The sequence below is a fragment of the Thiocapsa sp. genome (assembly GCF_011390875.1).
In the GTDB taxonomy this organism is placed as follows: Bacteria; Pseudomonadota; Gammaproteobacteria; order Chromatiales; family Chromatiaceae; genus Thiocapsa.
This window is the reverse complement of the sequence record NZ_JAABRP010000052.1, coordinates 20,444-28,068: the sequence shown is the minus strand read 5'-3', so window position 1 is coordinate 28,068 and position 7,625 is coordinate 20,444. Positions and strand designations below refer to the sequence as shown.

Below are 7,625 nucleotides of genomic sequence, written 5' to 3'. Positions count from 1 at the left end.
GCCGCGCTGCTCCCCGACATGACCGACGAGGAGCGCGCCGCCAACCCCGGCCAGGCCCTTCGGGACTTCCTCGCCGACATCACCGACCCCGCCTCCAACCGCCAGATCAAGCTCCAGATCATCATCTCGCGCGAGGCGCCCATGCCGCCGAAGGCGGTGCCCACGTCCATGCCGGCAAGGGCAAGAAAGACGCGTGCGAGCGCCAGCAGCCCGGCCAGAACGATGATGTCGGCCACCACCGCGGTCGGCAGATCGATGGTCAGGAGCGGCACCGTTGTCGCCGCCAGCCAGGTGGCGACGAAGACCACGGAGGGCGCGGCGCGAAACAGAGGCGAGGCGGTATGGGCAACCCGGGCTTCCTTGAAGAGCAGCTTTCTCAGCTCGCGATAGGGCTGGAAGACCGAGGCCCCGCGCCGGTTCTGCAGGCGCGCTCTGACCTTGCGGACCCAGCCCACCAGGAGCGGGGCGAGCGCCGGAAACAGGAGCGCCTGCACGACGGCGAGCAGCCAGGCGGATGGAGTGAGAATGTCGACCATCGGATTCAGCGCTTCACCATTAAACCGCGTCCAGAGCGAGATGCTCACTTTCGATTGAGTTCGACGTTTGGTGCATCCACGGCCTTTAGCGGCGACGCGGTTTTAGGCCGCTCACGCGGAGACGATCCACAGCAAGACCAGGAGCGTCACCAGGGTCCACCCAAGATAGACGCGCACATTGCCCGACTGCAGACGGACCACGCGTCGCGCCGCGGCCTCGACCAGACGCGACAGGGGCAGATAGAGCGCGTCCCAACTGCGGTCGCCGATCTTGAGCTGATGACGCATCACGCCGTCTTCGCGCGCGACCTGCGCCTCCTCCACCCGGAACAGCAGCGCGAAGACCCGCCGAAACGGTTGGGCGAAGGCGGTCGCGGTGTATTGCATCCGCGCCGTCGGCGGTGCGAAGCCGCAGTCCCAGGCATCGCAACGGCGCACCCTGCGCACGCCGACGCGATGCAGGCTCCAGACCACGAGAACGGCGATCGCGATGAGGAGCACCGTCACCAGCGGCGCGCTGTAGCTGGCCGTCTCGAACGCGTCGGGCACCAACCAGAGCCAGCCTCGGCTGCCCGCATCGGGCAGCCCGCCACCAAGGAGCTGACGTGGGACGGCGTCGATCAGACCGATGATCAGGGTCGGAAAAAGACCGAGCAGCACACAGAGAACGGCCAGTAGACCCTGTCCGGCGCGGATCCCCCAAGGACCGGGCCGGGCGCGGCGCACATGCCGACTGCGCGCCTGACCGAGAAAAGCGATGCCGTAGACCTTCACGAAGGTCGCCGCCACCAGGGCGCCGGTGAGCGCCAGCACGGCGGTCGCGATCGGGATGAGGCTGCGCATAACACCGCTGTCGAGCTGCCAGGCCTGCAGGGCGGCTTGGAAGGTCAGCCATTCGGAGACGAAGCCGTTGAAAGGCGGCAGCGCCGCAATCGACAGACAACCGATGAGGAAGAAGAGCCCCGTCCAGGGCATGCGCCGCAGCAGACCGCCCATCTGCTCAAGATCCCGCTCGTGGGTGCTGTGCAGGATGGAGCCGGCGCCCAGGAAGAGCAGACCCTTGAAGAGTGCATGATTGAGCGCGTGGTAGAGCGCCGCGACAAAGGCGAGCGTGCCCGGCAGCGGATGTCCGGTGTCGATGAAGATCAGCGCCAGACCCAGACCGATGAACACGATGCCCAGGTTCTCGACCGATGAATAGGCCAGCAGGCGTTTCAGATCGGTCTGCATCAGGGCAAAGAGCGCACCCGTGAGCGCCGAGAGGCTGCCGATTGCCAGCACCGCCATCCCCCACGCCCACTGCACATCGCCGATCAGATCGAAGACGAGGCGGATGAAGCCGTAAACCGCCACCTTGAGCATGACGCCGGACATCAGGGCCGAGATATACGATGGCGCGGCCGGATGAGCTTCGGGCAGCCAGGCATGCAGCGGGACCAGACCGGCCTTCATACCGAACCCGAGGAAGACCAACCCGAACGCCACGCTGGCCCAAATCGGCGACAGCTCGGCGCCACGCATGGACGTGAAGGCGAAGCCGTCGCCGAAAGAGGCGAGCACACCGAACCCGAGCAGGATACTCAAGCCACCGACATGGGCCATCAGGAGATAGAGAAAGGCGGCGCGTCGGTTGGCCGCCTGCTCATGCTGAAAGGCGACCAGGAAGTAGGACGCCAGCGACATGACCTCCCAGGCAATCATGAAGAGAAAGGCATCGTCGGCCAGGACGACCAGGAGCATCCCGGCCAGGAAGAGCCCGGTGAAGCCACCGAGTGCGACCAGCGAATCCCGACTCTGCTCGAGCCCGCGCACGTAGGCCGGCCCGTAGAGCCCGATCGCACTGGTCACCAGACCGATCAGGAGCAGGAAGAACCCCGCAAGAGCATCGATGCGCAGATGCCAGGGCAGCCAAGGCAGGCCCAAGGGCAAGGTCGCCGTCGCCACGCCGCCCGACAATAAGGCGCCAAGTCCGGCCAGGATCGCAGCCACACCGCAGAGCCCGGTCAGCGGCATCGCCGCGAAGCGCACCACCTTGGGGAATCGCGCCGCAAGCAACGAGACGGCGGCCGACCCGAGGGCGAGCGTCACCGCGAGGCCGGCGATCAACAAGGCCGTCTCGATCCTCATCGCGTCGCGTCGGGGCCGCTCGTCTCGGAGTTCGTCTGCTTGAGGCGGACCCCGCGCCCGCCGCCCGCGCTGACCTGAGCCTCGCCGATCAGCTCGATCCCGGCCCGATCGAGGGCCTCGATCAGCTTCATGACCGAATCCAAGTTGCCGCGGACTTGACCGTCACTGGCCTCCATCCGTTGAATGGTCGGCACAGACAGGCCCGCAGCCTTGGCCAAACGCCTTTGGTCGAGCCCCAACAGGGCACGCGCGGCACGGATCTGTGCGGCAACGATCATGTCTTAGCCATCACTCATCATGTTTGACGGATCATTTTATGGCGCCAAGCAATCATTTAGCAAGGTCCCATCCGACGCGCCGAGCCGTTCGGCTCCCGGCCTCGCGCCGACGGTCTCGCGTGCATGCCTGTCTTTTTCAACAGTATACTGTCCGCTCAAGCCCTCGCGCGGGGCATCACGACAACCGACCCGGGAGCCCAAGACCGTGATCGAGATCGAATACGTCGTCAGAGACCAGAAGGGAGCCGAACGCTTGCGTACGACCGACAAAAAGGCCGCCGACGCCTACGACAAAGCACTCGAAAGCGCGGAGCGCCTCGCCGAGCTCCTGCGCCACGATAAGGTCCTGCCCGATTTGCCGGAGAGTGATCTCGAGGATCTGACCATCTATCTCGCGCGCAACGCCAAGACGGTCGAGCGCATACTCAAGGGCAAGTCGGCCGAAATCGAGACCGTCGAAACCGAAAAGGGCGACATCGTGAAGGGTGCGGAGCAACCCGAGGCGACATCCAAGGTCGCGCCTCTGCGGGCCGCGAGCTGAACCCCACGCCGATCTCGAGAGATTCGCTCGGGCGATGCCGAACGAGGACGCGCGATCCACGGCGTCGCCAATACACTGAAAAATCCATGCGTTCCGTGGCCATCTCGCCTTGGAGTTTCACCCGGCGATCGAGCGCACGGAACTCTCAACGGTCGATCCGTCAAAGACAGCGAGTCTCGCGCCGGGATCGCGAACAGGCGACCCGCCCGAACCTCTCGAAACCAGTCTTCCACCTCGACCCGACACCTTATTCCCAACCCATCGACCCGGAGACCTTGCGCATGAAGCTGATCGCACGCCTGACCGCTGCAACCGCCATCCTCGCCACGACGACAATCAACGCCGAGACGGCGCCGAACCCGAACGCCGAAGAGGCCAAAGGGATCGTCAAGGAGTTTGCCACCACACTGCAGGGCGAGCTGCAGGCCGCCATCAAGGAGGGCGGCCCGACCAACGCCATCGCGGTGTGCCAAGACCGCGCGCCCGCCATCGCGGCCGACCTTTCCGAGCGCTCCGGTTGGGAGGTCGGTCGAACCAGCCTCAAGACGCGCAACACTGCGGAAAATACGCCGGATGCCTGGGAGCAGAAGGTCCTCGCGGACTTCGACGCCCGTCGCGCCGCCGGAGAAGATGTGCAGCCGATGGCCTATGCCGAGGTCGTGGAAACCGCTGACGGCAAGACGTTCCGCTTCATGAAGGCGATCCCGACCGCGGAGGTCTGTCTCGCCTGCCACGGCAGCGACATCACGCCGGAGGTCGCGGCGGCGATCGATGAGCGCTATCCTGACGACATGGCACGCGGCTACAGCCTCGGCGATGTCCGAGGTGCATTCAGTCTGTCCAAGCCGCTCTGACCCCATCCCGCCCGGGCGAGAGCCCGGGCGATCGCTTCAGCATCGGTCCGGGCTCTCGCCCGAGCCACCAACGTGACATCAGCCATGGCCGAGGAACGGTTCGATCTCAGCTATAGAGGCGATCTGAGTCCAGGAGCCGATCCGGCGCAGGTGCGCGAGCGCCTGACGGCGCTCTTCAAACTCAGCGAAGCAGGCGCCGAGCGCCTGTTCACCGGTCGACCGGTAATCGTCAAGCGCAACGCCGATGCCGCGACCGTGGCACGCTTCACAGAGGTCTTCGAGCACGCCGGCGCCGTCCTGACGGTAACCCTCCTGGACAAAGAGGCGCAACCGCGGGCATCCGGCACCGCGACCGATGCCGCATCGGCTTCGCACCGCAGCCCATCGCCGCGGCCGGAATCGTCCGACGACACCGACAACGACAGCGGCACCCCACCCCTCTCGCTGGCCGCCTCCCAAGACGACTTTCTTGAACCGTCACGCACGGTTAACATAGCGGCCTTCGACACAGGCGAGCTGAGCCTCGTCTCGGGGCAGGAGTGGAACCTTGCGGACTGCGAGCCGCCGCCCACGCCGATCCCGATTCCCGACATCGACTACCTTTCGCTCGCCGAGATGGAGACACCGGCCGAGCGCTCTCGGACCGAGACCCCTCGGCGCGGGACCCAGGAACCGCCCGACTGACGCATCAGCCTACGAGCAGAGTATGAGCACGGACTTCGACCATATCGTCATCGGCGCCGGCATCAGCGGCTTGGGTGCCGCTCATTTCGCAGCCCGCCGCGGCCGGCGGACCCTCGTACTGGAGTCATCGGATCGGGTCGGGGGTTGCATCAACAGCCAGAGCTTTAGCGAGCTCGGGGGCTTCTGGACCGAGGCCGGCGGTCACACCTGCTTCAACAGCTACGGAAACCTTCTGTCGATCCTGGACGATCTCGGATTGACCCGACACGTTCAGCCCAAGGGGAAGGTCGGCTATCTTCTCTGGAAAGGCGGGCAGCGAAGCTCGATCCTCTCGGCGCTGCACCTTTGGGAGGCGATGCGCTCGATCCCGAAAATCTTCTCCGCCCCCAAAGAAGGGCGCAGCGTCTCCGACTATTACGGCGATGTCCTCGGACGACGCAACTATCACGACCTGCTGCGTCATGCCTTTCAGGCCGTGATCTGCCAGCCGGCCGACGACTACCCTGCCGAAGCGCTGTTTCGCCGCAAACCGCGCCGCAAAGATGTCATCAAGGCATTCACCTTCTCGACCGGGCTCTCCGCCATCCCGGCGGCGATCGCCGCGCAAAAGGACCTAGAGGTCCGCACCGGACAGCAGATCGCCGCGATCGAGCGCAACGGCGAAGACTTTTGCGTCACGACCGGGGGGGAGACAGTGAGCTGCGGCTCGCTCACCCTCGCCGTTCCGCCCGATGTCGCCGCCGCACTGATGCCGGCCGGCTTCGACGCCGCTCGGGCCGCGATCACCGATATCGGCGTAGCCGAAATCGAGACCCTGGTCCTGGCGTTCCGCACCTCTGACCTTGGGCTCAAACCCATTGCCGGCCTCATCGCGGTGGACGAGGCATTCTACTCGGCCGTCTCGCGCGATTTCCTCGCCGACCCGAGCTACCGCGGATTCGCCTTCCACTTCCGACCCGGCGTGCTGAGCGAGCAGGCGCAGATCGAGCGGGCCTGTCTCGCGCTCGGCACCACGCCGCGCCACATCGCGGCGCAGGCGCGGGTTCACAATCGCTTACCGGCCCTGCGCACGGGCCATACCGCGCGGGTACGGCGACTCGACGAGATCCTCGCCGGAACGCGGCTCGCCGTCACCGGAAACTGGTTCCTCGGCGTCTCCATCGAGGACGCCCTGACACGCAGCCGCAGCGAGTCGGACCGACTCTTCGCGGGATAAGGCACAACGTCGCCCCGCTTGAGATCACCCCCATGAGAACACGTATCGCGCTCGGCTTGGCCCTTTTCCTTCTGATCGGCACGGCCGCCGCCGAGATCATCGGCAGCGTTGCCACCAAGTTCAAGTGGATGGGCCCGAACGACAAGATCCTCGTCGAGGTCTTCGATGACGATGAGATCCCGGGCGTCGCCTGTTATCTAAGTCGCGCCAAGACGGGAGGCGTTTCGGGTGCGGTCGGCGTCGCGGAGGACACCTCCGATGCGGCGATCCATTGCGCCCAGGTCGGGCCCATCACGCTGACCGCCGACATTCGCAACGGCAAGCAGGACGGCACCGAGGTCTTCAAGAAGCGCACCTCGCTGCTGTTCAAGAGCCTTCAAGTCGTGCGCTTCTACGATGCACCCCGTCACACACTGGTCTACCTCAGCTACAGCGACAGGGTCATCGAAGGCTCGCCCAAGAACAGCATTACCGCTGTACCGATTCTGCCTTGGGGCAGCCTCGCGCCGTAAGGCGATCCCGAAAAACCCCAAACCCGGTTGTGCTGACCATAGGAGGCACAACTTGCGCCGACGGTAGCCAGTTGTGCCTCGCACGGCTCGGTACAGCCTACGTCGCTGCCGCGGCGCAGCCCCGCGCCCTCAAGAACGAAAAAACGAGAGAAGGGTGCTCCGATTGAGGCCAAGCGAATGCCTGGCGCAAAAAGAATCGGCGGCAGGGCGCGCACTCCACCCGTTCTCGACGGAACGAAGGGGGAAGACAGCTCGATGAAACAGCCTATCGCAGAAGCGCACAAGACCACGAAACGGATCGCACTCGGCGGGAGCGAAACCGCTCCTGCAGTGCCGAGCCGAGTCGGCTGGTCCAATGCCGAGATCCACCGATGCGGACTTCCCGACGCCGAGCGGATCAATACGGCTATCACGGTCGCGGTGAACGGGATGCGAGAGGATGAATTCGAGCGGCGCACCCATTTTATCGGTGGTCGGTTCGAGAATCTGTACCTCGAGCGCACACGCATCCCGGCCATTGCGGCGGTCCTGGAGCAGGCACTCGCCTGCGCCGCCTTGATCCTCGGGCGCCCGTCCGGGACCCTGCGCTGCGGGTTTTGGCTGAATCTCACCGAGCCGGGGCAAGGCACCTCGGAGCACACCCACGACGAGCACGACGAGCTGCTCTCCGGCGTCTACTACGTCGCGATCCCGCCGGACTCGGGCGATCTGATCCTCTACGACGGGCCATCGACGATTCACATCGAGCCCTGTGCCGGGACCTTCCTCTTTTTTCCGCCACACCTCCCACATGCCGTCGAGACCAATCGCAGCACGTTGCCGCGTCTGTCGATCGGCATCAATATCGGTCCGCGCTGAAAACCGACCGGCCCGCACC

9 protein-coding genes are annotated in these 7,625 nt (G+C 65.3%); 6 read left to right on the top strand and 3 right to left on the bottom strand.

Annotation, left to right across the window (positions count from 1 at the left end; all coding sequences use genetic code 11):
• From GPT33_RS06100 to GPT33_RS06090, 3 genes are all read right to left on the bottom strand, one after another.
• Window positions 1-536, bottom strand: a 536-nt coding sequence (locus GPT33_RS06100) for an NADH-quinone oxidoreductase subunit H (RefSeq protein WP_296806444.1), incomplete at its 3' end; no start/stop codon positions are given.
• A 111-nt stretch (window positions 537-647) separates the two neighbouring features.
• A complete protein-coding gene (gene hyfB, locus GPT33_RS06095) occupies window positions 648-2,663 on the bottom strand; it encodes a hydrogenase 4 subunit B (protein ID WP_296806442.1) in 2,016 nt (671 codons plus the stop codon).
• The gene (locus GPT33_RS06090; protein ID WP_296806440.1) at window positions 2,660-2,941 is read right to left on the bottom strand and encodes a helix-turn-helix transcriptional regulator; all 282 of its coding nucleotides are present in this window, start codon (window positions 2,939-2,941) and stop codon (window positions 2,660-2,662) included. The genes hyfB and GPT33_RS06090 overlap by 4 nt, the downstream gene beginning before the upstream one ends.
• Window positions 2,942-3,146: 205 nt before the next feature.
• Between GPT33_RS06090 and GPT33_RS06085 the strand changes: the two genes are divergently transcribed.
• From GPT33_RS06085 to GPT33_RS06060, 6 genes are all read left to right on the top strand, one after another.
• Window positions 3,147-3,482, top strand: coding sequence for a YebG family protein (locus GPT33_RS06085; RefSeq protein WP_296806439.1), 336 nt, complete (start codon window positions 3,147-3,149; stop codon window positions 3,480-3,482).
• A 281-nt stretch (window positions 3,483-3,763) separates the two neighbouring features.
• Window positions 3,764-4,336, top strand: coding sequence for a DUF3365 domain-containing protein (locus GPT33_RS06080; protein ID WP_296806437.1), 573 nt, complete (start codon window positions 3,764-3,766; stop codon window positions 4,334-4,336).
• 72 nt (window positions 4,337-4,408) lie between these two features.
• Entirely contained in the window at window positions 4,409-5,020 is a 612-nt protein-coding gene (locus GPT33_RS06075; RefSeq protein WP_296806435.1) for a hypothetical protein, read from the top strand.
• Between the two features lie 22 nt (window positions 5,021-5,042).
• Complete coding sequence (locus tag GPT33_RS06070) at window positions 5,043-6,236, top strand: FAD-dependent oxidoreductase (RefSeq protein WP_296806433.1); 1,194 nt, start codon at window positions 5,043-5,045, stop codon at window positions 6,234-6,236.
• A gap of 32 nt (window positions 6,237-6,268) precedes the next feature.
• Entirely contained in the window at window positions 6,269-6,748 is a 480-nt protein-coding gene (locus tag GPT33_RS06065) for a CreA family protein (RefSeq protein WP_296806431.1), read from the top strand.
• A 255-nt stretch (window positions 6,749-7,003) separates the two neighbouring features.
• Window positions 7,004-7,606 carry a hypothetical protein gene (locus GPT33_RS06060; protein ID WP_296806429.1) on the top strand — a complete coding sequence of 201 codons (603 nt, stop codon included), beginning with the start codon at window positions 7,004-7,006 and terminating at the stop codon, window positions 7,604-7,606.
• Window positions 7,607-7,625: the final 19 nt, after the last annotated feature.

Excerpts from the sequence above, each read along its gene's own strand:
- hyfB (WP_296806442.1), bottom strand. The coding sequence starts at position 2,663 with ATGAGGATCGAGACGGCCTTGTTGATCGCCGGCCTCGCGGTGACGCTC.
- GPT33_RS06090 (WP_296806440.1), bottom strand. The coding sequence starts at position 2,941 with ATGATCGTTGCCGCACAGATCCGTGCCGCGCGTGCCCTGTTGGGGCTC.
- GPT33_RS06080 (WP_296806437.1), top strand. The coding sequence starts at position 3,764 with ATGAAGCTGATCGCACGCCTGACCGCTGCAACCGCCATCCTCGCCACG.
- GPT33_RS06070 (WP_296806433.1), top strand. The coding sequence starts at position 5,043 with ATGAGCACGGACTTCGACCATATCGTCATCGGCGCCGGCATCAGCGGC.
- GPT33_RS06065 (WP_296806431.1), top strand. The coding sequence starts at position 6,269 with ATGAGAACACGTATCGCGCTCGGCTTGGCCCTTTTCCTTCTGATCGGC.
- GPT33_RS06060 (WP_296806429.1), top strand. The coding sequence starts at position 7,004 with ATGAAACAGCCTATCGCAGAAGCGCACAAGACCACGAAACGGATCGCA.